Origin of the sequence: Streptomyces sp. NPDC058671, from assembly GCF_042716475.1 — a bacterium.
Classification (GTDB): Bacteria; Actinomycetota; Actinomycetes; order Streptomycetales; family Streptomycetaceae; genus Streptomyces.
On record NZ_JBHXSA010000016.1, the window covers coordinates 107,280 to 130,389 of the forward strand.

General features: G+C 74.1%; 18 protein-coding genes. 5 read left to right on the plus strand and 13 right to left on the minus strand.

Going from position 1 to position 23,110, the window contains the following annotated elements; translation table 11 throughout:
- On the minus strand, positions 1-2,070 hold the full coding sequence (locus ACFWV2_RS20940; RefSeq protein ID WP_384406479.1) for a DUF4139 domain-containing protein: 2,070 nt from the start codon (positions 2,068-2,070) through the stop codon (positions 1-3).
- Positions 2,071-2,361: 291 nt separating this feature from the next.
- Between ACFWV2_RS20940 and ACFWV2_RS20945 the strand changes: the two genes are divergently transcribed.
- Complete coding sequence (locus ACFWV2_RS20945; protein WP_384406480.1) at positions 2,362-3,840, plus strand: glutamate--cysteine ligase; 1,479 nt, start codon at positions 2,362-2,364, stop codon at positions 3,838-3,840.
- A gap of 99 nt (positions 3,841-3,939) precedes the next feature.
- Here the strand turns inward: ACFWV2_RS20945 and ACFWV2_RS20950 are convergent, their stop codons facing one another.
- From ACFWV2_RS20950 to ACFWV2_RS20960, 3 genes are all read right to left on the minus strand, one after another.
- Complete coding sequence (locus tag ACFWV2_RS20950) at positions 3,940-4,854, minus strand: S1 family peptidase (protein ID WP_384406481.1); 915 nt, start codon at positions 4,852-4,854, stop codon at positions 3,940-3,942.
- A gap of 632 nt (positions 4,855-5,486) precedes the next feature.
- Positions 5,487-6,707 (minus strand): serine hydrolase domain-containing protein, encoded by a 1,221-nt coding sequence (locus tag ACFWV2_RS20955; protein WP_384406482.1) that lies wholly within the window; start codon positions 6,705-6,707, stop codon positions 5,487-5,489.
- 93 nt (positions 6,708-6,800) lie between these two features.
- Positions 6,801-7,418: a TOPRIM nucleotidyl transferase/hydrolase domain-containing protein gene (locus tag ACFWV2_RS20960; protein WP_384406483.1), complete on the minus strand. Its 618-nt coding sequence runs from the start codon at positions 7,416-7,418 to the stop codon at positions 6,801-6,803.
- 255 nt (positions 7,419-7,673) lie between these two features.
- On the opposite strand from ACFWV2_RS20960, the gene ACFWV2_RS20965 reads away from it, so the two are divergent.
- Complete coding sequence (locus ACFWV2_RS20965; protein WP_384406484.1) at positions 7,674-8,771, plus strand: glutamate--cysteine ligase; 1,098 nt, start codon at positions 7,674-7,676, stop codon at positions 8,769-8,771.
- A gap of 266 nt (positions 8,772-9,037) precedes the next feature.
- Here ACFWV2_RS20965 and ACFWV2_RS20970 read toward each other — a convergent pair whose 3' ends face one another.
- Together ACFWV2_RS20970 and ACFWV2_RS20975 are read right to left on the minus strand one after the other, a co-directional pair.
- Complete coding sequence (locus ACFWV2_RS20970) at positions 9,038-9,304, minus strand: DUF4235 domain-containing protein (RefSeq protein ID WP_384406485.1); 267 nt, start codon at positions 9,302-9,304, stop codon at positions 9,038-9,040.
- 65 nt (positions 9,305-9,369) lie between these two features.
- On the minus strand, positions 9,370-10,017 hold the full coding sequence (locus ACFWV2_RS20975; RefSeq protein WP_384406486.1) for a hypothetical protein: 648 nt from the start codon (positions 10,015-10,017) through the stop codon (positions 9,370-9,372).
- A 126-nt stretch (positions 10,018-10,143) separates the two neighbouring features.
- On the opposite strand from ACFWV2_RS20975, the gene ACFWV2_RS20980 reads away from it, so the two are divergent.
- The gene (locus ACFWV2_RS20980) at positions 10,144-10,872 is read left to right on the plus strand and encodes a hypothetical protein (protein WP_384406487.1); all 729 of its coding nucleotides are present in this window, start codon (positions 10,144-10,146) and stop codon (positions 10,870-10,872) included.
- Between the two features lie 73 nt (positions 10,873-10,945).
- Here ACFWV2_RS20980 and ACFWV2_RS20985 read toward each other — a convergent pair whose 3' ends face one another.
- The 6 genes from ACFWV2_RS20985 to ACFWV2_RS21010 are packed head-to-tail and all read right to left on the minus strand — an operon-like array spanning position 10,946 to position 16,456.
- Positions 10,946-12,190 carry a cytochrome P450 gene (locus tag ACFWV2_RS20985; protein WP_384406488.1) on the minus strand — a complete coding sequence of 415 codons (1,245 nt, stop codon included), beginning with the start codon at positions 12,188-12,190 and terminating at the stop codon, positions 10,946-10,948.
- On the minus strand, positions 12,187-13,416 hold the full coding sequence (locus ACFWV2_RS20990; RefSeq protein WP_384406489.1) for a cytochrome P450: 1,230 nt from the start codon (positions 13,414-13,416) through the stop codon (positions 12,187-12,189). Before ACFWV2_RS20990 ends, ACFWV2_RS20985 begins: the two co-directional genes overlap by 4 nt.
- Positions 13,413-14,030 carry an ATP/GTP-binding protein gene (locus ACFWV2_RS20995; RefSeq protein ID WP_384406490.1) on the minus strand — a complete coding sequence of 206 codons (618 nt, stop codon included), beginning with the start codon at positions 14,028-14,030 and terminating at the stop codon, positions 13,413-13,415. The genes ACFWV2_RS20990 and ACFWV2_RS20995 overlap by 4 nt, the downstream gene beginning before the upstream one ends.
- Positions 14,011-14,364, minus strand: coding sequence for a DUF742 domain-containing protein (locus ACFWV2_RS21000; RefSeq protein WP_384406491.1), 354 nt, complete (start codon positions 14,362-14,364; stop codon positions 14,011-14,013). The genes ACFWV2_RS20995 and ACFWV2_RS21000 overlap by 20 nt, the downstream gene beginning before the upstream one ends.
- Positions 14,361-14,762, minus strand: coding sequence for a roadblock/LC7 domain-containing protein (locus ACFWV2_RS21005; RefSeq protein ID WP_384406492.1), 402 nt, complete (start codon positions 14,760-14,762; stop codon positions 14,361-14,363). The genes ACFWV2_RS21000 and ACFWV2_RS21005 overlap by 4 nt, the downstream gene beginning before the upstream one ends.
- Complete coding sequence (locus ACFWV2_RS21010; RefSeq protein WP_384406493.1) at positions 14,759-16,456, minus strand: ATP-binding protein; 1,698 nt, start codon at positions 16,454-16,456, stop codon at positions 14,759-14,761. Before ACFWV2_RS21010 ends, ACFWV2_RS21005 begins: the two co-directional genes overlap by 4 nt.
- Positions 16,457-16,724: 268 nt before the next feature.
- Between ACFWV2_RS21010 and ACFWV2_RS21015 the strand changes: the two genes are divergently transcribed.
- Positions 16,725-17,918: an MFS transporter gene (locus ACFWV2_RS21015; protein WP_384406494.1), complete on the plus strand. Its 1,194-nt coding sequence runs from the start codon at positions 16,725-16,727 to the stop codon at positions 17,916-17,918.
- A gap of 125 nt (positions 17,919-18,043) precedes the next feature.
- On the opposite strand, the gene ACFWV2_RS21020 is transcribed toward ACFWV2_RS21015, so the two are convergent.
- Positions 18,044-18,973, minus strand: coding sequence for a TIGR03564 family F420-dependent LLM class oxidoreductase (locus ACFWV2_RS21020; RefSeq protein ID WP_384406495.1), 930 nt, complete (start codon positions 18,971-18,973; stop codon positions 18,044-18,046).
- A gap of 238 nt (positions 18,974-19,211) precedes the next feature.
- On the opposite strand from ACFWV2_RS21020, the gene ACFWV2_RS21025 reads away from it, so the two are divergent.
- Positions 19,212-23,072 carry a DUF4132 domain-containing protein gene (locus ACFWV2_RS21025; protein WP_384406496.1) on the plus strand — a complete coding sequence of 1,287 codons (3,861 nt, stop codon included), beginning with the start codon at positions 19,212-19,214 and terminating at the stop codon, positions 23,070-23,072.
- The last annotated feature ends 38 nt before the right edge of the window (positions 23,073-23,110 follow it).

Genomic DNA, 23,110 nt, shown 5'->3' on the forward strand with positions numbered 1-23,110 from the left:
TCAGCTCCTGCGGTTGCCGCCGACCAGGGCTTTGCCGGCCGGGATACGGATCTCGTAACCGCCGTCGAGGGCGGTGGTGCCACCTGCGGGAAGGTCCACGCGCCAGAGGCGGGTGCCGGGGGCGTGATGCTCGGGCCCGCCCTCCGCGGGCGCCGTCCAGCCGGCCCGCTCCTCGATGCGGACGTCCGGTTCGGAGGTGACGGGCACCCGCTCCCGTACCTCGACGGTGACGGGTCGCGCGAGCCGGTTGGCCAGCTCGACATGGACGTGGTGGTCGAGCACGGTGATGTTGTTCCGCAGCCCCGAGGTCGACTCGCGCAGGTTCGTACGGCGGGTGACCCGCACACCCTCGGCGGGTCCGAGCCCCACCCGGCGGACGCCACCGGGGGCGAGCGTGGGCAGCGCGGCGGTCAGCAGGAAGTCGTCATCGACGGTGACCTCCACCGGCCCGGCGAGCAGCGCCTGGTCGGTGGCGTTGGAGAGCACGAGCGTCGCGTACACGGTCGGCTCCACGGAGGGCACGCACAGGTACTCGGTGCGCAGCCCGACCGGGATCTCGGCGACGGTGACGGTGTGCCAGGTCCCGTCGGAGGGGACGTCGGCGCGGGCGGCTGCGTCGAAGCGGTGGTCGAACGAGCCCGCCGACTCCCGGGGCCGCACGGCGTGTCCGGGCAGCGGCAGCGCGGCCACCGCCTCAGCGCGGCGACGGTACTCGGCCGTCACGGCGTCGAAGGGCGACGCGGGGAACAGCCGGCCCCGGCGGCCGCCCGGCTCGTCGGGGCCGCTGAGGACCAGGGCGGCGTAGTCGAGTTCGGTGCCGCTTGGCTGCGGCGGTCCGGCCACCGGCGGCGGAGGCGGTGCCGCAGCGCCGGGAGCGCCCGGAGCCGCGGGGGCCAGGGCGGGGGCCGGCGTTCCTGCGAAGGCCGGGCCACCGGCACGGGGGCGGCCGGCCGGTCGTGTGGGACCGGAGTGGTATGCGCCTCCCGGCGCGGGCGGCGGGGCGCCGAACGCCTGGGGTGCCGGCGGGGGCGGCCCGCCGTAGCCCACCGACGGCGGGGGCGGCGGAACGGGCTCGCCGTATCCCACCGAGGGCGGGGGCGGCACCTCGTCGTACCGGGCGCTCTCCGGTACGCCCCCGGCGACGGGCGCGCCGGCGGCACCCCCGACAGCCCTGCCCGCGGCGCCCGACTCGGGGCGCGGGCCGGCGGCGGCGTACCCGGAGAAGAGGTCGGAGAGCCCCGCCGGGGGCTCGCGCCAGCCGGAGGGCGCGGGGGCGGACTGGCGTCGTCCGATCCGGACCGAGCGGAGTCTCGGCAGGTCGGTGCGGCGGCGCAGGTCGGCGGTGGCCAGGGCGACCCGTACTCCGGTCCAGTCCTCGCCCGTGCGCTGGGCGACCGAGGCACGCAGCACCAGTCGTCCGGTGTCGTCGCCCTGACGGTGGGTGAGACGGTAGGCCGGGACCCAGACGGCGCCCGGCACGCCGTACTCGAGGTCGAGTTCCACCTCGGCGTCGGCGGGGCCCGCGAGGGTCAGCAGCGCGGAGACCGTGGTGTCCAGGTGCGCCGACGGGGCGTCCGTGGAGGCGCGCTCGTATCTGTCGGCGGCGATGTCGAGCTCGTGCTCCGCGTCGAGCAGCGCCTGTTCGAGCTCGGCGAGACGCGCGTGCAGTCCGGCCAGCCGCTCGTCGACGAAGTCGGCGAGCTCCAGCCACGCGTCGACCGGGGTGCGGCGGTGCGGATCCTCGCGCTTGCGGCCCGGCGGGACCGGACGCAGCCCTCCGACCTCGGCGATCAGACCGAGCTGCCGGTCCCGGCGCCCCGCCGCCGCCGCGTACGCCTCACGAAGCCGCTCGACCTCGCGCCGCAGCCCGTCGGGCGCGGCTTCGTCGTGGGCGAGTGCCTGGACCTCCACCCGGGCCTCGGTGACCCGCACCCCCGGCGAGCCCAGGACCCGGGCGCGCAGCGAGCCGGGGTCCAGTGAGCGGGGAAGCCCCGTGACCCGTACCCGGCCGTCCGGTGGCACGCTGCCCCGGGCCAGCCGGTGGCAGAGCGCGCCCTGCGCGTACACCATGACCGAATCGAGGGTCGATCCCCACCTCGGTGCCGTCTCAGCCGTCATACGCCCACCCCCGTCGTGTTCGTGCTGGGCGAAGCCTACGCCGGAGCGGCCCCCGTGTCGGCGGGGGCCGGAGGACGGGCCGGGGCGGACACGGGGGCCGACCCACCGCGCGGGTGAACCCGCAGGTCACGCCGTCCACGGGGGGAGATACGGGCCCGGCGCCGCCGGCTTCGGTGGTTGGGCCGCCCTCGGAGTGGGACGCTGAGAGCGGGGGTCCGCGCCGACGAGACTCGGGAGGGACCGATGGGACGTGACGTCCCGGCGGCGGAGTTCACTCGTGACGACCGCCGCCGCTTCCGGAACAAGGTGCGTTCCTGCCTCGACGTGTTCGCGCGGATGCTGCGGGAGTCGCGGTTCGACGTCGAGCGCCCCCAGGTCGGTCTGGAGATCGAACTGAACCTCGTGGACGCCGACGCCGAGCCCGCCATGCGCAGCACGGACGTGTTGGCGGCGATCGCGGATCCGTCCTGGGCGACCGAACTGGGGCGGTTCAACCTGGAGATCAACATCGCGCCGCGGCGGCTCACGGCCGGCGACCCCGACTCCTGGGAGCGGGAGATCCGCGAGGCTCTCAACCACGCCGAGGCGAAGGCCGCGGCGATCGGCGCGCACCTCGTCATGATCGGGATCCTGCCGACGCTCGAACTGGCGGACGTGGGTCCGGAGTCCCTCTCCGAGAACCCGCGCTACCACCTGCTGAACGAGCAGGTCTTCGCCGCGCGGGGCGAGGACCTCCTGATCGCGGTGGACGGGGTGGAGCGGCTGCGGACCTACGCGCGGACCATCACGCCGGAGGCGGCCTGCACCAGCACCCAGTTCCATCTGCAGGTCGCGCCCGACGAGTTCGCCGACCACTGGAACGCGGCACAGGCCGTCGCGGGGGTGCAGGTGGCCCTGGCCGCGAACTCGCCGTTCCTGTTCGCCAGGGAGCTGTGGCGCGAGACGCGCATTCCGCTGTTCGAACAGGCCACCGACACCCGGCCGGACGAGATCAAGGTGCAGGGTGTGCGACCGCGCGTCTGGTTCGGGGAGCGGTGGATCACCTCCGTCTTCGACCTCTTCGAGGAGAACGCGCGGTACTTCCCGGCGCTCCTTCCCCTGTGCGACGACGAGGACCCCGAAGAGACCCTCGACCGAGGCGGAACCCCCGGCCTCGCCGAGCTCACCCTCCACAACGGCACGGTCTACCGCTGGAACCGCCCGGTCTACGCCGTCGTGGACGGCGTACCGCATCTGCGCGTGGAGAACAGGGTGCTGCCCGCGGGCCCCACCGTGGCCGACGTGGTGGCGAACGGGGCCTTCTACTACGGCCTCGTCCGCGCCCTGGTCGACGAGGACCGGCCCGTGTGGTCGCGGATGTCGTTCGCGGCGGCGGAGGAGAACCTGCACACCGCGGCGCGGCACGGCATCGACGCGCAGCTGTACTGGCCCGGCATGGGCGAGGTGCCGGTCACCGAGCTGGTGCTGCGGCGCCTGCTGCCGCTGGCGGACCGCGGCCTCGAACGGCTGGGCATGGACGCGGCCCGGCGCGAGCCGCTGCTGGGGATCATCGAGCAGCGGTGTGTGAGCGGGCGCAACGGCGCGGTGTGGCAGTCCGAGATGTTCCACCACCTGCACGACGTCGTCCACGTGGGCCGGCACCAGGCCTTGCGGCGGATGACCCGGCAGTACATCGAGTACATGCATCTGAACGTGCCGGCGCACACCTGGCCGGTCGAATGACTCCGCGTGCCCCGTCCGGGCGAACGACAGGGCCGGCGGACCCCGAGGGGACCGCCGGCCTGTCCGTGGAGCTTCGTGCTTCCGCGGCTCCTGTCCGGGCTAGAAGACGCTCACGCCGTACGCGCTGAGCGCCTCCGTCACCGGCTGGAAGAACGTGGTGCCGCCGCTGGAGCAGTTGCCGCTGCCGCCGGAGGTGAGGCCGAGGGCGGTGGTGCCGGAGAAGAGCGCGCCGCCGCTGTCACCCGGCTCGGCGCAGACGTTGGTCTGGATCATGCCGTAGACGACGTCGCCGCCGCCGTAGTTGACGGTCGCGTTGAGACCGGTGACGGTCCCGCCGCGCAGACCGGTGGTGCTGCCGCTGCGCTGCACCGACTGGCCCACCGAGGCGTTGCCCGCGCCCGTGATGTCGCGGTAGCTCCCGTTGTAGAGGTAGACCCGGCCGTCCGCCGCCGAGGCGTTGGAGTGGCGGATGAGGCCGTAGTCGTTGTTCGGGAAGCTGGAACCGGCGCGGGTGCCCAGCACGGTGGTGTTGGAGGAGTTGGTGTACCAGGTGCTGCCGATGTTGGTGCAGTGACCTGCCGTCAGGGCGTAGTAGGTCGAGCCGCTGCGGACGTTGAAGCCGAGCGAGCAGCGCCCGCCGCCCGCGTAGATGGCCTGGCCGCCCGCGATGAGCTTGGTGAACGTGCCGGGCGTCCGCTTGATCTCCAGGGAGGAGGCACGGTCGCCCGCCGCCTGCTTGATCTTGGCGATCTCGGCGGCGGAGACGGTCGAGTCGGCGGTGACGACGATCTTCCCGGTCGCCTGGTCGGTGTACCACGCGGTGCCGGGGACGTCGGCTCCCCGCACGGCCTGGTCGGCGGCGGCGAGCTGGGTGGCGGTGGCCCGGCCGTCCGCGGCCGTGGCCGCGGACGAGCTGGGGACGGCAAGCGCCGAGGCGGCGAGCAGCGCGGAGGCCACGGCGATCAGCCGTGCGCCCTTGGCGGCGCCGAGGGGGGACAGACGCTTGAGGTTCACTGGATCCTCCGGTGGGGGATGGGGGGAATCGCTGGGTGGGCGACCCCGTGGTGCCGAGAGGGCGGCCCACGGCGTTGTCCGCCATGAACCTGTCAATCTCGACACGGGGAATCCTCGAAGCAGACGGCTCTGGCGGCAAGAACGCCTTTCGGCCGATCTACGCGCGTTCGCACGGCCGGGGCCCCCGGCGCGGGCGGACGCGTCGGAAACGGCGGCCGAGGATGCGGCGGGGGGGCGGGGTGGTGCAAACGCTTGCCGAAATTTGCTGACGACATGTCAGTAAGCGTTTTCTGTGGCGGGTTTGACGTCGGATCGGCATCGGTGAAACGGAGGAGGTCGTACCGTTTGGCCAGATCAGGCCCCGGGCAGGGTCCCCGTCGGGTCCGGCCCGGCGGCTGTGGCCGGACCCGACGGACCGGGTCACCCGCCCGGCCGTCGGGGGAGCGGCGGACGTAGCGGGTGCACAGTTCCGGCCGTCTCCTCCGCTCGGCCCGAAGGGCGCACGGAGCGTCCGGCCGCGCGGACGAGGGGCCGTCCATGGGGCCCCGTAGGGTGCGCGCGGCCGCCCGCGAATGTCGCGATCGTTCCCTCCGTCCGGGCGAACGAGTGTCCGGATTCCGTCGCGGCCGGGCTCAGAGTGCCGCGTAGACGGCCTCGACGAGGGCCATCTTGCGGGGATCGTCCGCGATCCGGGGCCCCATGCGGTTCATCACGTAGCCCAGGGAGACACCCGACTCCGGATCCGCGAGGCCGCAGGAGCCCCCGAAGCCGTCATGGCCGAAAGCTCGCGGATTGGGGCCGTAGGAGGCGTTGGGGCCGCTGAGCCAGAGGCCGAGGGCGCACTCCGTGTCGTGGGCGAAGCCCGCGCCGAGGACCAGGTCCCGTCCCGCCCCCTGCCCCTCGCGGGCCCGTTCGGCCGCCGCCTCGGACAGGATCCGGTGCTCGCCGTACCGGCCGCGCCCGGCGAAGATCCCGTACAGCTGGGCGACCGCGCGGGCCGTTCCGTGCCCGTTGGCCGCCGGAACCTCGGCGGCGCGCCACTCGGGGCTGTTGGCCTGAGCGGCGCCCACGAGCGGGTTGGCCAGTGCGGCCCGCGCGGCGGGCTCCAGCTGCAGGAAGACCGCGGCCTGCTCGCCCGAGGATGAGGTGCGGGGGTGCACGAGCTCGGCCGCCCGGGCCGCCTCCCGCTCCGGGAGGCCGATGGTGAAGTCGATGCCGAGGGGCCCGGTGATCTCGTCACGGAGGAAGGCGCCGGGAAGCCGTCCCGTGACGCGCCTGATCACCTCGCCCACCAGGAACCCGTACGTCATGGCGTGATAGCCGGAGCGGGTGCCGGGCTCCCACCACGGCGCCGTCGCCGCGAGCCGGGCGGTCGTCAGCTCCCAGTCGTAGAACTCGGCGAGCGAGAGCGGCTCACGCAGGCCCGCGAGGCCCGCGCGGTGGGAGAGCAGATGGCGCACGGGCAGCTTCTCCTTGCCCGCGGCGGCGAACTCCGGCCAGTACGAGGCGACCGGCGCGTCCAGGTCGAGCAGCCCGCGATCGGCGAGGAGGTGGGCGCAGAGGGCGGTCACGCCCTTGGTCGTGGACCAGACGTTGACCAGGGTGTCGCGTTCCCAGCGGCGCGTACGGGCGGAGTCCGCCCAGCCTCCCCACAGGTCGACCACGGTCTCGCCGTGGACCTGGACGGTCACGGCGGCCCCGAGCTCCTCCCGGGTGCGGAAGTTCGCCTCGAAGGCCTCCCGCACGGCGCTGAAGCGAGGGTCGCAGTGCCCCTCGACCGGGGGCGCGACCGCCGGCGGGGGCGGGGGCGGGGTTACGGGAGCGGGGATGCTGGCCGGCTCGGGTTCGGGCATGTCGTCCTCCGGGGATGCGCGACGGTCGCGAGCAACATACCGACTGGTCGGATCGGAGGGAAGGGAGTGCGGGACGGACCCCTCGGGCATGCATCACAGACGCGCGAAGAGCGCGTCGAGCGGCGCCGGCACCTGCGAGGGGGTGAGGGACTCCACCAGGAGCAGGCCGTAACGGATCTTGCGGCCCTTCTTCGTGCCGAGGAAACGACGCAGCTGCCGGTGCCGGGGCCGGCCGTGCTGCGCGGGCTGGTGCAGGAAGGTCTGCCAGGCGCGCAGGTCGCCCTCCGCCTCGATGATCTCCTCGACCCTCGCCGTCCCCAGTGAGCGGATCAGCTCGTCCTCCAGGTCCGCCGCGCACACGAGGAACCCCGCGGACAGCGCCCCGGCCCGCCGCAGGGCACGGTCGTAGTAGGGCTGCTCGGCCTCGTCGCACAGTCCGGTGAGGCGCAGACCGAGTCCGGACGCCCCGAGCAGGTCGGCATAACGCCCCACGCTCATCGCCCCGCCCATCGACACCACGGCCACCCCCTCGGCCGCGAGGTCCCTGCCCCGCCGCGCGGCCAGCGCCTCGACGGCCGCCAGATCACTCGGCCCCTCGACCAGCACCGCCGTCCGCAACCCCAGCCGCACCGCCAGATCACGCGCGGGCTCGCCGGGCCCGTCCGCCGCCCACTGATCCACCGCGTCCCTAAACGCCCCCATGTCCGCCATGGGGCGAGTCTGCCCGCCCGCCGGCCGCCGGACCAGGGAATATCCGTCGGCGCCCCACACCACGGGGAAGCACGAGCGGGCCGTGGCACCCACTCGGCCCGGCCGGGGAGGCCGGTCCGAGCCCTCTTCGCTCAGGACGCTTCGCCCTCGCCGAAGTGGGCATACGCGTGACATCCCGGTCTCGCAACCGCTGCCGGCCCCACCCGGGGCGGCCGGCGGGGCGGGACGTCCCCGTTTTTTCGTACAGGAGCGTTCATGCGCACAGTAGGTGTCGAGGAGGAGCTGATGCTCGTCAACGCGAAGACGGGCGAGCCCTTCGCCGTCTCGTCGGCGGTACTCGCGTCAGTGGCCCGGACCGGGGACGAGGCGGGGGAGAGCTTCGAGAAGGAGCTGCACCAGGAGCAGCTGGAGTTCGCCACCCGGCCCATGAAGGACATGGACGAACTTCGGGACGAGATCGTCCGCCTGCGCGGGGAGGCGCTGCGGTACGCCCGGCAGTCCGGTGCGGTCGTCGCCGCCCTCGCGACCTCCCCCCTCCCCGTGGAGCCCTCCCGCCACCTCGGCGTCCGATACCGGTGGATGGCCGAGCAGTTCGCCCTCACCACCAAGGAACAGCTGACGTGCGGCTGCCATGTCCACGTCGCCGTGGACTCCGACGAGGAGGGAGTCGCCGTCCTCGACCGGATCCGTCCCTGGCTCTACCTCCTGAACGCGCTCAGCGCCAACTCCCCGTTCTGGCAGGGCGAGGACAGCGGATACAGCAGCTACCGCAGCAGGGTGTGGAACCGGTGGCCGTCCGCCGGTCCGTACGAACTGTTCGGCAGTGCGGAGCGCTACCACGAGCAGGTGTCGGACATGCTGGCGACCGGCGTCCTGCGCGACGCCGGCATGATCTACTTCGACGCCCGGCTCTCCAAGAACTTCCCGACCGTCGAGATCAGGGTCGCCGACGTCTGTCTGGAACCCGGCACGACCGCTCTCGTCGCCACCCTCGCCCGCGCCCTCGTGGAGACCGCCGCCCGCGCCTGGCGCAACGGCGAGCCCGCCCCCCGTATCTCCGCCGGCCTGCTGCGCCTGGCCTCCTGGCGCGCCGCCCGGTCCGGGCTCCGGGGCCCGCTCCTCCACCCGCTGACCATGCGGGAGGCCGCCCCCGCAGAGGTCTTCGAGGCCCTCCTCCAGTACACCGAGGAGGCCCTGCGGGACACCGGGGACCTCGACGCGGCGCGAGAGGGGATCGCCGCGCACCTGAGCGGCGGCAGCGGCGCGGACCGCCAGCGCGCCCTGCGCGACGAAGGCCTGGACCTCGCCGGTGTCGTACGGGCCTGCGCCGACATCACCACCGCCGGCACGTGAGGTCGCTCGGGGCCGAGGTCCCGCGCGAAGGCCCCCGCCGAAGTGGCGGGGGCCTTCGCACGGGCGGGGCCGGAACTCCGCGGGTCGGTGGGCCAGGAGTTCCGCACGGGCCGGTGGGGCAGGGGGCTTCGTAGGGGCCGGGAGGGAATGTGCTCTTCATGGGCCGGTGGGGCAGGCCCTTCACCCGAGGGGCGGAGACGAGCGGGGTGCCGGGGTCCCGCACGCGAGGGCGGGGACCCCGGCACCCAGCGGGCCGCTCAGACCGGTCAGGCCGGCCAGACGCCCGTGACGCGGCGCACCGCCGTGGCCCCGCCGCGGTCCACCGCCGCCTTGACCACGGCGAAGATCGCGCCCTGGATCGCCGCGGCGATCAGGATCTCGCGCCAGCGCCGCCCCTCGTCGGTGGCGTTCGGCGCGTCGTCCTCGTGCCCCAGGATCTGCCAGGTCTTCTTGAACGCGGCTGCCGCGAGCAGGCCGCCCCCGGTACCCAGGGCGAACGAGACCGGCTTGAACACGAGACGTGATCGTCGCATGACACTTCCACCTTCCCTCGGACTCATGCCCCGGCTACCCCGGCGAGGGACCCGCATGCCTTCCCTCAGCCGAGGCCCGCGAGCACGAGGGCCCTGGCGACCGCCGGCGGGTCCATCGGTTCCCCGTCGGGGCCGGTCGGGCGCAGCCGCTCCAGGAACGGTCCCGGCTCCAGCCGGTGCGCCTCCGCGTCGGCGAGGAGACGGTCCGCGTCCGGCCCGCCGACCGTGCCGTCGAGGTGGTCCGACAGCTCGCCCAGGACCCGGTCCCGCTCCACGAAGCCGCTCATGCCGCAGTCCAGGCCGTCGTCCCGCAGACCGTCCGGGTACGGCGCGCGGGCCCACACCCCGTTCTCGTACCAGTAGACGCACCCCAGCTCGTACCCCTTGAGCCGGTCGTGCAGCTCGTCGTAGGGGAGCCATTCCGGGCCGCCCGCCAGCATGTCGATCGGCGGTTCGTGCCACTTGACGCCGCTCGACTCGTCCTCGCCGTACAGCACGTACCGGCCCTCGCCCATCCGGGACATGGTCCACCAGGTGCAGCCGGAGTCGTCGTAGTGCAGTCCCTCGGCGTCGATCCAGCGGCCGGTGCGGTATCCGCTCGTGCGCTGCTCCTCCGCGGTGGTCGCGGCGACGGCGGCGAGCAGTGCCCAGCGGCCCCACAGCGTCTCGCCAGGCGGAAGGTCCTCCGGCAGTCCGGGCCGGTGCATGGTCATGCGTCCCCCGTGTGTCCTCGTGCCGGGACGTCGTCCCGACGGTGATCGCGGCAACCCTACGACCCCCGGGACCCGGCACGGGGGCGGGGGCGTACGACGGCGGCCGGGGGGAGGGAGACTGGCCGGATGGACACATGGATCCGGTCGGACCGAGAACCCGGCCCCGACCTGTACGGGCGTCTGCGCGTCGAGAGGACGGACCTGGGTCCGGCCCGCTGGCTGAGCGAACGCCGTCCCGGCTTCGGGGACTTCGGCACCGTGGCCGGGGTCGCGGCACCCGGGTTCCCCGCGTACGCGCGGGTGCTGCATCCCGCGGCTCTCGACGAGCGCCCGGTCCGCTGGGACGCCGTCGCCGCCGCCTACGGCCGACGGGTGCAGGCGCTGACCGACTGGCACGAGGTGATCGGCGTCGAGCGGTTCCACCGCAACGGCGGCGAGTACGGACTGCCCGGCGTCTGGGACGAACACCCGGACGAAGGCCCCGCTCCCACCGGGGTCGCGGAGGCCCTGATCCCCGTCCTGGCACGGCACACGGGGACGGCGGGGCGGTGCTGGTACGGCCTGTGGCACGGGTACGGCCGCTGGGAGTGGCAGGGCGTTCCCACCTTCCCGACTCCGGAACGGGACGAGATCCTGCTGTCGGGACCGCTGGCCGACGCCGTGTCCCCCGTGGACCTGGACGAGTTCGCCGAACTCCCCGACCTGTGGTGGCCGCAGGACCGCGCCTGGTGTGTCGGCGGCGACGTCGACCTGGTGAGCACGTACGTCGGCGGCTCCGAGCAACTCGTCGCCGACCTGCTCGCCGCGCCCGGTCTCGAGGCCCACCGGGTCACGGCGACCGACCCGGTCGGCTGACCGGGCGGGCGGCGCCCTGCGGCGCGGAGGTACGCCCCGGCCTCCCGTCGAGGGAGACCGGGGCGTGAGGACCTCAGGCCAGGAAGACCGGGAGGTCGAACAGGTCGTTCTGCGTGACGACGGGCTTGTTCCGGAGCTCCTCGCGCGGTACGGCGAGGCGGAGCTCCGGGAAACGCGCGTACAGGGCGGGGAGGGCCACCGAGGCCTCCAGGCGGGAGAGGGCCGCGCCCGGGCACACGTGCGGTCCGTGGCCGAAGGAGATGTGGCGGTTGGGGGTCCGGGTCACGTCGAAGTCGCCGGCCGTCGGACCGTACTGCTCCTCGTCCCGGCCGATCGCGCCGAACGACACGATCAGGGCCTCGCCCTTCGGCAGCACCCGGTCACCGACCTCGATGTCCTCGGCCGCGAAGCGGATCAGGACGTGCGAGGTGGGGGTGGACCAGCGCAGCGTCTCCTCGATGACGTTCTCCCACGGCACCTCGCCCCTGAGTACGAGGGCGCGCTGCTCGGGGTGGGTCTCCAGGGCGACGACGGCGTTCACGATCAGGCTGATGGTCGTCTCGTGCCCGGCCGCCACCATCAGCTGGAGGGTGTTGGTGATCTCCTCCGTGCTGAGCCGGTCGCCGTCCTCCGACGCCTCGATCAGCGCGCTGGTGAGGTCGTCGCCCGGGTTCTCCTTCTTGCCCGCCACGATCCCGGCGAAGAGGGCGCCGAGGTCCGCCATCATCTGCGGCACCTCCTCGGGCGGAGTCTGCGTGGAGAAGAACTGGTCGAACAGCGTCTTCATCCGGGGGTGGTCGGCAGGGTCGACCCCCATCAGCTCGCTGACCACGTTCATCGGCAGGGGGTACGCGAACTCCGCCTTCAGGTCCACGACCTCACCGGCCGCGCGCTCCGCGAGCCGGTCCAGCATGCCCTCGGTCAGGGCCTCGATGCCCGCGCGGAGCCGCTCCACCCGGCGCGCCGTGAGCGCCTGCGCGACCAGGGTGCGCAGCCGCCGGTGCTCGTCGCCGTCCACGGTCAGCATGGACTTCCCGGGGTTGGCGAGGCCGATCAGGGGCCAGTCGAGAGGTATCTCGCCCCGCTGCCAGGCCCCCCACACGTCGATGTCCTTGACCAGGCGCGCGTCGGTGAGGAGCTTTCGCGCCTCGGCGTGCCGGGTGACGGCCCAGCAGGGCACCCCGCCGGGCAGGACGACACGGGCCAGCGGACCGGCCTCGCGCAGCCGGGCGCTCTCGCCGTCGAGGTCGCCCACGAAGGGGTCGAGGGTGATCGCGTCGGTGCCGGGGGCGGCGGTGTGGTCGTACGGGCAGCTCATACGGAGGCTCCAAGGGCGGGGGTCGGGGTGTAGGTCACGGGGAGCGCGGTGAGGCCCCGCAGCCAGGGCGACGGGCGGCGGGTGAGGGCGTCCTCCGTCACCGCGAGGTCCACGTCCGGCAGCCGGTCGAGCAGCACCTCGATCCCCGTCCGGGCGATGGTCTCGGCGACCTCCTGGGCCGGGAAGGGGCAGCGGTGCTCGCCGTGTCCGAACGAGAGGTGGGCGTTGTTTCCCCCGGTGAAGGCACCGGAGTCGGCCCGTACGTGCGGGTCGGAGTTGGCGGCGGCGAGGCCGAGCAGGAGCAGGTCGCCGCGGCCGATCCGGCGGCCGCCGAGCCGGGTGTCGCGCGAGGCCCACCGCCCGGCGACGTTCTGGGTGGGGGTGTCCTCCCACAGGACCTCGTTCATCGCCTCGCCGACGCTGTGCCGGCCGCCGGAGAGGGAGGCGGCGAACCGGTCGTCGGTGAGCATCAGGCGCAGAGAGTTGCCGATCCAGTCGGCGGTGGGCTGGTGGCCGGCGGCCAGCATCACCATGAGGTCCTGGGCGACCTCCTCGACCGTGAAGCCCGCGGTGTTGGCGATCATCCGCGAGGCGACGTCGTCGCCGGGGGACGCCGCCTTGGCCGCGAGCAGGGCGGACATCGACTCGGCCAGGTGGCGCTGGCCCTCCAGAGCGCCCTCCTGGCCGTTGATCATGTCGTTCAGGGCGGTCACCAGGCCCGGCCCCTGTTCGTCGGGGAAGCCGTAGACGCTGGCGAGGACCCGCACCGGCAGCAGCATCGCGTACTCGGCGATGATGTCGCAGGCGCCCTTGCCGCAGAGGGCGTCGATGAGTTCGTCCGCGAAGCGTTCGGCCCGTTCCCTGAGGACGAACGGGTCGACGGCCTCCAGCGCGTCGGAGATGACTCCGGCCCGCTCGCGGTGCCGTTCGCCGACGGTGTAGAGGATGGACGGCTGCTTCCGCCCGATCATCGGCAGCAGCGGCCAGTCGGCCGGGATGGCGTCCCACTGGTTCCACAGCTCGGAGTCGCGCGAGAAGAGCACCGGGTCGCCGGTGACCTGGTGCAGTTCGCGGTAGCCGAGGACCAGCCAGGCAGGCACGTCTCCGTCGAGGACGACCGGGGCGACGGCGCCGTGCTCGCGCCGTATCCGCCGGTACAGCTCGACGGGGTCGGTCTGGAACCGGGGGCCGCCCAGCGGGACGGGCTGGGGCTCGGGGTGGGTCACGGGGTGGGCTCCGGTATCGGCTGCGGGTCCAGGGGGGCGAGGGTCTGCAGGTGCTCGACGAGCGAGATGAGGACCTGCTTGCTGGACTCGCGCGACCGGGCGTCGCAGAAGACCAGGGGGACCCCGTCGGCGAGGTCGAGGGCCTCGCGGATCTGGGCGGGGGTGTGGGCGGGTCCGCCGAAGTCGTTGCAGGCGACGACGAACGGGGTGCCGTGGTGTTCGAGTCGGTCGACGGCGTACCAGGAGTCGGCGAGCCGCCGGGTGTCGACGAGTACGACGGCGCCGAGCGTTCCCGAGAAGAGCCGGTCCCACAGGAACCAGAACCGCTCCTGGCCGGGGGCGCCGAACAGGTAGAGGACGTTGCGGGCGTCGAGCGAGATCCGGCCGAAGTCGAAGGCGACGGTGGTGGCCGTCTTCGTGGCGACGCCGACGGTGTCGTCGATGTGCTCGCCCGCCTGCGTCATCGTCTCCTCGGTGTTCAGCGGACGGATCTCGCTGACCGATCGGACCAGAGTGGTCTTGCCGACTCCGAACCCGCCGACGACGACGATCTTCAGACCGTTGTCGGCGGTGCTGTGCAGGGTCTGGCGCTGTTCAGAGGCTACGGAGTCCAACGAGCACCTGCTCCAGGATGTCGTGATCGGGAAGGCGGTACGTGGGGCGGGGATGTCGTGCGCTGATCCGGCCGGTGGCGTGCAGGTCGGACAGGAGGATCCGCGTGATCGACACGGGCAGGCCGAGTCCGGACGCCACTTCCACCACGGCCGTGGGGAAGCGGCACATGCGCAGGATCGCGGCGTGCTCGGACTGCATGCCGGACACGGGGTCGCTCTCCGCGACCACGAGCGTCACCAGGTCGAAGGCGTCGGATCCGGCACGGCTGCGACCGCCGGTCACGGTGTAGAGGCGGTCGGGGGAGTCGTCCCGACCCGGCCTGGCCCGGCTCATCCCCGCGGCCTGGCGACGAGGTGCTCGCCCAACTGCTCGACCAGTTCCGACATGTTGTGCCCGACGAGACCGGCGTCGGCGTCCTCGTCGGCGACCAGCGCGAGGTGGGCGCCGTCCCCGGCCTCCACGATGAACAGGATGCCGCCGTAGAACTCGGCCATCGCGGAGCGGACCCCGCCGCTGCCGTCGCCGAACTCGACGGAGGCGCCGTGCGACAGGCTCTGGATGCCCGCGGCGATGGCGGCGAGCTGGTCGGCCTGGTCCACGGAGAGCCCGGAGGTACGGCAGAGCTTGAGGCCGTCACGGGAGAGCACCAGCGCGTGCCGGGTGGCCGGGGTGCGTTCCAGCAGGCCTTCCAGGAGCCAGCTGAGCTTCTCGTCGGTGGTGGTGCCGGTCATCGCGGACTGCCTTCCGGATACGGGGGGTTCGAGGACGGCGACGGGTGCGGTGCGCCCGTCGGCTCCTGAGGGTCGGACGGTACAGGGGTGTCGGCCGCCCGGCCCACGGGGGAGCCGGCGGGGTCGGGTGCGGCTGCGTCGGTGCGGGTCCCGGGGGTCCCGGGTCCGTCCTCCGGCTGGGCGGCGGCCGCGCGTACGGCCCGCTGGAAGCTGCCGAAGCGGGGCGGGGTCCCGGAAGCCGCGCCGGTGCGGCGGGCCGCCGGCCGGCCGGTCGCGGGCGCCTCCGCGTTCTTGAGCTGGGAGGCCAGGGTCTCGCCGCGGCGGCGGCGCGGCAGGACGATCCCGTCGGCCTCCGGTTCCGACGCGTCGCCGTCGGCGGTCTCGTGCACGGTCTCCGGCTCGGGCGGCCAGGGGACGGTCCGAGCGGCCGGGGCGAGCACGGGCGGTGCGACGGTCCGAGCGGCCGAGGTGCCGTCGGGCCGGGCGGCGGACGTCCGGTCGGGGGCGGGCGCGGTCACGCCGCGCCCCGCCACGGGCAGCCGCTGTTCGCCCGCCGTACCGGCCGGTTCCGTGGCGCCGTGGCTGATCAGCCCCTGCGGAAGCATCAGGACGGCGCCGGTCCCTCCGCGCGCGGACGGGCGGAAGGACACGGTCAGGCCGTGCTTGCGCGCCAGCCGGCCCACCACGTGGAGGCCGAGGCGGGTTCCGGAGAGCCCGGCGAGATCCTGGGTCGCCGACCCGACGGCGGCCTCGGCGCGCCTCAGCTGCACGTCGCTCATGGCCAGACCGCTGTCCTCCACGGTGATGACGATGCCCGCCGGGACCTCCTCCACGTAGACGTGCACCTCGGCGCTCGGCGGGGAGAAGTTCGCCGCGTTGTCGAGGAGTTCGGCCAGCGCGTGCATGACGCCCTCGGCGGCGTGCCCGGCGACCGCCGCGTCACTGCCGGAGTGCAGCCGCACCCGCTGGTAGCCGCCGATCCGGCCCATGGCGCCGCGCAGGATCGACTCCATGACGATGGGGCGCGCCCAGCGTCGACCGGAGCGGGCCCCGGTCAGCACCGCGACGGAGTCGGCGAGGCGTCCCGCCTGGGCGGTGCGGTGGTCGAGGTGGAGGAGGTCGGTGAGGACGTCCTCGTCGGCGTGCCGGTGCTCCATCTCCCGCAGGTCGGCCATCATGCTCGTGGCGAGAGCCTGCATGCGGCCGGCCGCGTTGGCCGCGGCGGCCATGGCGGCGGACCGGGCGGACTCGGCCCGGCGCAGGCGTCCTTCGAGTCGTTCGAGCTCGGCGGTCCGCGCCTCGGACAGCCTGGCCGTCTCGGCCCGGTGGGCCCGGACGAGCTCCTCGGCCCGTGCCGCGTGACGGACGACCTCCGCCTCGTGACGCTCCTTCAGCTCGGCCGCCTCCCGCTCGGCGGTGGCCTTGAACCGGCTGACGTAGGCGTCGCGGGAGGCGAGTTCGGCGGAGAGGACCTCGGCCCGCCGGGCGAGCGCCCGCGCGGTGCGCGTGTACCAGGTGACGGCGAAGGCCGCCGCGGACAGCAGCAGGACGCCGCAGACGGTGAACCAGCCGAGCGCGGGGCGTACCCCGGCCGGCGCCGCGGTCGTCGCCGCCGCGGCGAGTGCGCCACTCGCGGCGGCTGTCAGGAGCGCGGCGATCAGGGCGGGGCGGAACGGGGTGGGTGATGCCGACATCGACCAGACTCTCGGGAGCAGGCACGGGGAGGAGGGTTGAACGTCGGAACTATAGAGGCGTTCTTGATCAGTTCGGAACGCCCCTGAGCGGATTGGTATGCACACGGTGAAGGAATCTTCCAGCCTTGTGCAAGAAAAGTCGCAAATCATGTGTTCTCTGACCCATCCTCAGTTCCGGGCCCACCCGCCCCGTCAGTCGGGGTGACGTCGCCCCGTTGCCGCAGTTCGTGACACCGGATCGGCGACCGGCGGGATTACGGTCGGCGGCATGGAAGATGACCGTCAGGGCTGGCTCCGGTGTCTGCTCGCGGGCGCGGTGTTCGTCGTGTGCATGGCCGGCACCACGCTGCCGACACCGCTCTACCCCCTCTACCAGGAGAAGTTCGGGTTCTCCGAACTGACCGTGACCGTCGTGTACGCCGTCTACGCCTTCGGGGTCATCGGAGTCCTGCTGCTCGCGGGCAACGCCTCGGACACCGTCGGCAGGCGGCCCGCACTGCTGTGTGGCCTCGGCTTCGCGGCGGCGAGCGCCGTCTGCTTCCTGTACGCCGACGGACTGGCCTGGCTGTACGCGGGCCGCCTCCTCTCGGGCCTGTCGGCGGGCCTCTTCACCGGGGCCGCCACCGCCTACGTGATGGAGCTGGCCCCGGACGGGGGCAGGACCCGGGCGACCTTCGTGGCCACGGCCGCCAACATGGGCGGCCTGGGCTGCGGGCCCCTGCTCGCCGGCCTGCTCGCGGAGTACGCCCCCGAACCCCTGCTGCTCCCCTTCGCCGTGCACCTCGCCCTGGTCGCCGTGTCCGCCGTCGTCCTGCTGCGCCTCCCCGAGACCGTGGGGCAGCGACGACCCCTGACGGCCGTACGGCCGCAGCGGCCCGCCCTGCCGCCCCAGGTGAGAGCGGCGTTCGTGCCGGCCGCCATCGCCTGCTTCGTGGGGTTCGCGCTGTTCGGGGTGTTCACCTCCGTCAGCCCCGCGTTCCTCGCCCGCTACCTGCACGTGGACGACCACGCCGTGAGCGGCCTGGTCGTCGCCCTGGCCTTCTTCGCCTCCACCGCCGGACAGCTGGCCGTCGACCGCGTCGGCGTGACGCGCTCCCTTTCCCTCGGCTGCGCCGTGCTCTTCGCCGGCCTCGTCCTCCTCGCCTCGGCGCTGTACACCGACCTCCTGGTCCTCATCGTCCTCGCCGCCGTCGTCGGCGGCGCCGGGCAGGGCCTCGCCTTCCGCGCGGCACTCTCCTCCGTCGCGGCGGCGGCGCCCGGCGACCGGCGGGCGGCGGTGATCTCGACCCTGTTCGTGGTCGCGTACACCGGCATCTCGATCCCGGTCATCGGCGTCGGACTCCTCGCCGATCCGCTCGGCCTCGAAGGCGCGGGGCTCGTCTTCATCGCCTGCATGCTGACGCTGGTCGCCTCCGCCGCCGTCTACCTGCTCCGCCGCCCGGACGGTGTGCGCACACGCTGACCCCGGGCGGCCGGGTGGCGACCGGACATCCGGTGCGCGGGTGGGTGGACGGACGGCGAGCGGGCTTCAGGTGGGCGGACGGCGGCCGGGCTTCGGATGGGCGGACCGGCGGACGGCGGCCGGCTTCAGGTGCGCGCCAACTCCCCGAGCAGCGCCCAGGTCCGGCGCCGGTCGGCCTCCCCGCCGAGGTCGGTCGCCGTGACCACCACCTCCGTCACCCCGGCCTCCCGGTAGCGCCGGACCTCCGCGGCCACGTGCTCCTCGTCACCGATCACGGCCAGGTCGGCGGCCCGCGTGCCGCCGGACAGGCCGATCACACGCCGGTACGAGGGGATGTCGTCGTACAGCGCGAGCGCCGACGCCGCGGCCTCCCTGACCTTCCCGGCGTCGGCGGTCACCACTCCGGGGACGAGGGCCACGATCCGCGGTGCCGGCCGGCCCGCCGCCTCCGCCGCGGCCGTGACGGCCGGGACGATGTGCTCACCGAGGGCCCGCGGGCCCGCCAGGAACGGAAGGATCCCGTCCGCGAGTTCCCCGCTCACCCGGAGGGTCTGCGGCCCCATGGCCGCGACGAGCAGCGGTACGGGCGGTTCCGCGCCGCCGGGCACCGCCGCCGGCAGCGGGGTCCTCGCCGTCAGCAGCTCGCCGTGGAAGTCGGCCAGGCCCGTCGCGAGCAGGGGCCGCAGCGCGGTCAGGAACTCCCTGAGCAGCGCGACGGGGCGCTCGTACGGAATGCCGAAGCCGTACTCGGTCAGGTGCCGCGTACCGAGGGCGACCCCCAGGTGGTAGCGGCCCCCGGTCGCGGCCTGGGCCGTCTGGGCCTGACTGGAGACCAGCAGGGGATGGCGGCCGAAGACGGGGATCGCGGACGTTCCCACCTGTAGTCCGGGCACCTCCCGGCCGACGATCGCCGCCAGCAGCGGAGAGTCGTACGCGAAGCTCTGCCCGAACCATCCGGAGGTCAGCCCGGCGGCCCGGGCCTCCCGCGCCAGCCGGACGGTCGCGTCGACCGGAAGCTGCCGGGAGGTCGTACTCAAGGTCACACCGATAGTCATGTCGGCGACAACCGGCGTGGACGCGGACGGCATTCCGATCCGCGTGTGACAAGCGTGTGGCGGCTGCACCGCGCCGACCCCGTCGTGGCACGAGGACGAGGAGCCCTGTCAGTGGCCCCGCCTAGAGTGATCACGACGGTATGACGCGCCGTCGGACGCTCGGAAGAACGACGTGCGCAGAACGACGCTCGACAGAACGACGCTCGACAGAACGACGGGCAGAGCAACGGGGGACAGGATGGACTGGGTCGCGGTCGACGGCATCGAGCAGGGCGGCTCGGGACGGCCGTCCTACGAGCTGGCACTCGACGCGTACGCGGAGCCCCACCCGACGCTCATCTGCCGCAACGCCTCGGGCAAGGTCCTCAAGAAGGTTCCCCCGCAGGCGCGCAAGCACGAGCGCGCGGAGCTGCTGCTCGCCCTCGCCGACTGGCTGGCCGACCACACCGCGCGGGCCGCCGCCGAGGCCGAGCGCTGGATGACACGCTCCCTGCCCGTCCCGGCCCGCCTGCTGCGCGCCGTATGGCCCGACCCCTACTGGCAGCGCGCCCTGCGCCACCTGGTCGTCGCGCCCTACGAGCCCGACGGCTCGGCCGACGTGACACGCGCCGGACTGCTCGTCGACGCCGGGCGCGGGACGCCCGACGGGCTGCGGGTCGTCCGCCCCGAAGGCGAACTGACCCTCACCGCACCCCTGGTGACCGTCCCCCACCCCGTCCTGCTCGACCCGGACGGACGAGGACGCCTGGAGCTCTGGCGTCGCCTCCTCGACGCGTACGGCGGCGAGCAGGGAGTGGAGCAGCTGCGCAGGACCGTGTGGTGGCGGCCCCGGGCGGCGCCCGCGAACCGGCACTCGTGGCACGGCGTCGACGCGTTCGACGGCGCCGAGTTCGACAGCGGGGCACGCTTCGAGCGGGGCGTGTCCCGCTTCGGCGGCCGCATCCGCGGGGAGACCGCCTGCTTCGACCTGCACGCCGGCCCCGCGCGGCACCCCATGCGCATCGAGCTGCGCTGGCAGGGCCCCCTGTCGAGCACGCTCATGGACGACGTCCACTGGGGCCACCGCGACCGGCGCCGCGAAGGGCCCGGGGCGTACGACGACATCCCGCTCGTCGCCTGGTCCGAGGGGATGAGGGCCGCCGCCCACCTCTACGACGCGCGTGACGGCGGCTACCGCCAGGAAGACCGCCCCGACGCGTCCGCCGCCTACCAGCGTTTCCTGACCCGCTGCGCCGAGAACACCGGCGGGGGCGACGAACCGGGCGCCGCCGGGGGAGCGCCGGAGGCCTGGGAGGAGAAGGCACTGCTCGACGCGGGCGCCGTCGCCCCCGGTGCGACCCCGGGCGCCGACGACGAGGACGTCCTCACCGTCTGCCGGTACGACTGGGCCGCGCTGGACGAAGGAGCCTGCCTCGTACGGCTGGTGCCCGGCGGCGCCGCCGACGCCGAGGACACCGTGGCCCGCGCCCTCGGCCTCGCACCCGTCCCCGACGGCGGGCCGGGACGCGAGGTCGTCGGCCGTGTCCGGCCCACCCCGCCGGGCTTCCTCGCCCGCGTCTCCCGCGCCGAACCCTCCGCCGTCACCCGGGCGATCGGGCTGCTGGGACTGCTCCGCACCTGCGCCACCACCGCGGCCACCAAGCCGGGGCGCGCGGCCAAGGCGCTCGAGACGGCCGTCGCCCCGCTGGAGCAGCGGGCGCCGCGACTGATGACGGCCGTACTGGACGAGGGCGCCCGGATCGTCGCCGACGCGGGCAGCCCCGGCATGGCACAACCGCTGTTCGCGCGGGCCCGCGAGGTCGAGAACAACAGCGGGCTCGCCGTCGACGAGGACGGGGTGATCGAGTCGTTCGTCGCCGGCGCGGCGGTGGGAGCCGTCTCCAGGCGTGCCCTCGCCGCCCACCACGACGCCCTGGTCGCCCGCTCGCCCGCCCCGTCGGCCGCCGCCGCCCACTACCGACGGCTCGTCCTGGCCTGGCACCGCGCCGCTCTGCCGTCCCGGCCCGAATTCGCGGGCGCCGTGCTCGGCTTCACGCCGGGCACCGCCCCCGTGGACGAGGAGCACAGACAATTGCTCGTCGGCCTCCTCACCCACGGCGGCATGGACGACGCCACGACGGACGTCTGGGACGGATGGACTCCCGTCCTGCTGGCACTCCTCGCCGAGGGCAGGGTCACGCGCAAGACCCTGCTCGAACTGACGGCCGCACCCACCGGCAGCGGCCGTGCCGCGCTCACCGACGCCGCGGCCGGCTGGGTGAGCCTGCTGCGGAAGACGGGAACCGACGCGCTGCTCACCGGTGCGGCGGGCGAGGCCGCGCGTGCGGGCGTCGCGACGGTGGGCGGGGAGCCCGAAGGCCCCGTCGCCACGCGGTCCGACGGTGAGGCGGACGGTACCTCCGGAACGCGGGCCGGTGGGAAAGCCGTCGGCACCGGCGCCCCGTTGATCGGCCGAGAGATCGTCGGCACCGGCGCCACGCGGCTCGGCGGGGAAACGCACGCCACCGGCGCCGCCGCGTCGGTGGGCGGGGAGCCCGTCGGCACCGGCGCCGCACCGGACGACGCGGAGGACGAACTCGTCTTCCCCGCCGTGCCCGTCGTCGACGCCGAACCCACCGTCGACGCCGAACCCACCGTCGACGCCGAACCCACTGTCGACAGTAGAGACGTCCGGGCCTGGCTGAACCGCTTCGCCCAGCGCTATCGAGGCCTGCGGGCGCCGGTCGACGGGCTCCACGAGGTGCTCGCAGGGGCGACCGCCCGGCTGCGCGCCGGAGGCGCCACCCATCGCGCGCTCCCGTCGCTGCGGATGCCGGACTCCCAGGCGTCGGCGCGCGACCGGTGCGTCGACCTGGGGCTGCTCGACGCCCTGCTCGCGGCGGGCGTTCCGGTCGACACCGACGGGACCGAACCGCTCGGTTTCCTCGCCTGGCTCGGTCGGGCCAAGGGCGACGATCTGCCGTACGTCACGAGGGACGACCGTTTCGCGCCCCGACTGCTCGCGGAGCTGTCCGACCCGACGGCCACCCTGGCGATAGGACCCCCGTCGTCCCTCCGGCTGACGGGGGACACAGGACGGCTCAGGACGCTCGCCACCCGGCCGGCCCTGCACGAGTTCGTCACCGGGCTCCTCGGCGAACACGGCCGACGGGTCGCGGAGGGCGGAGTGCTGCCGCTGCACACGGCGCTGCGGGACCTGGAGCCGTTCGCGGCGCCGGCCGTCCGGCGCCACTTCGAGGACGAGGCCGAGCGCATCCTCGCCGTCGATCCGGCCTTGGCCCTGGCACGCACCCTGCGCGCCGGCCTCCCCGACGAACTGGGACTGCCCGGGGAAGGGGCCGCCTGGCAGCGGGGCGAGTGGACGGAGATCCGCGACGGCGGCGACGCCCTCCTCCTGGCGGGAGGCGGCCGGGCCGTCGCCATGCAGCCGGAAGGCGTCGTCACCCAGTGGGAGGACGAGGCGTACGACTACCGGAAGCCCTGGCCGACGGGCCTGCTCTGGCGGGACGGCGCCTTCGAGACGGAGCCCTACGACGGCAGGCGGCGCTTGCGCTCCCCGGCGGAGCCGGCCGAGTGCGAGCCGGTGTTCCTTCCGGGCGACGACGTACCCCGTACGGTGCACCGCGTCATCGGTGTCACCGGCATGACCGCCGCCGCTCGGGAACACGGTGAACTGCGCGGGCCTGACGGTTCCGTCGTGGCGGCCTGGCCGCTCACGGGGAACGGCGTGTTCGGCTTCCGCAGGGCGAGGTGGGCCGCCGGTTCGCCTTTCACCCCTGCTCCGGGCTGGTGGCACGCGCTGCGCCCGCGCGACGCGGCGGGCTCCGCACGGCTGCGGGCCATGGACACCGCCACGGCCGAGCACATGCTCGCGGCTGTGGGCCAGGAGACGTACTCCGCACTCGACTTCCTGGCCGGGAGCCGGAGCGGCGCCAGGGGAGTGCACGAGACCACGGTCCGGGTGTGGGGCGAACTCGGCGGGTTAGTAAGGAAGTTCCTGCCCGAGGTCACCGACGACCGGCTCGTGGACGGCCTCACCGGGGTCCTCTGGTCGACGGTGGAGTGCGCCCGCCTCCGAGCCCGGGCGCTCACGGTGTGATCCGTCGCCTCCCTGCCCTGCCGGCTCCGCACCCGACC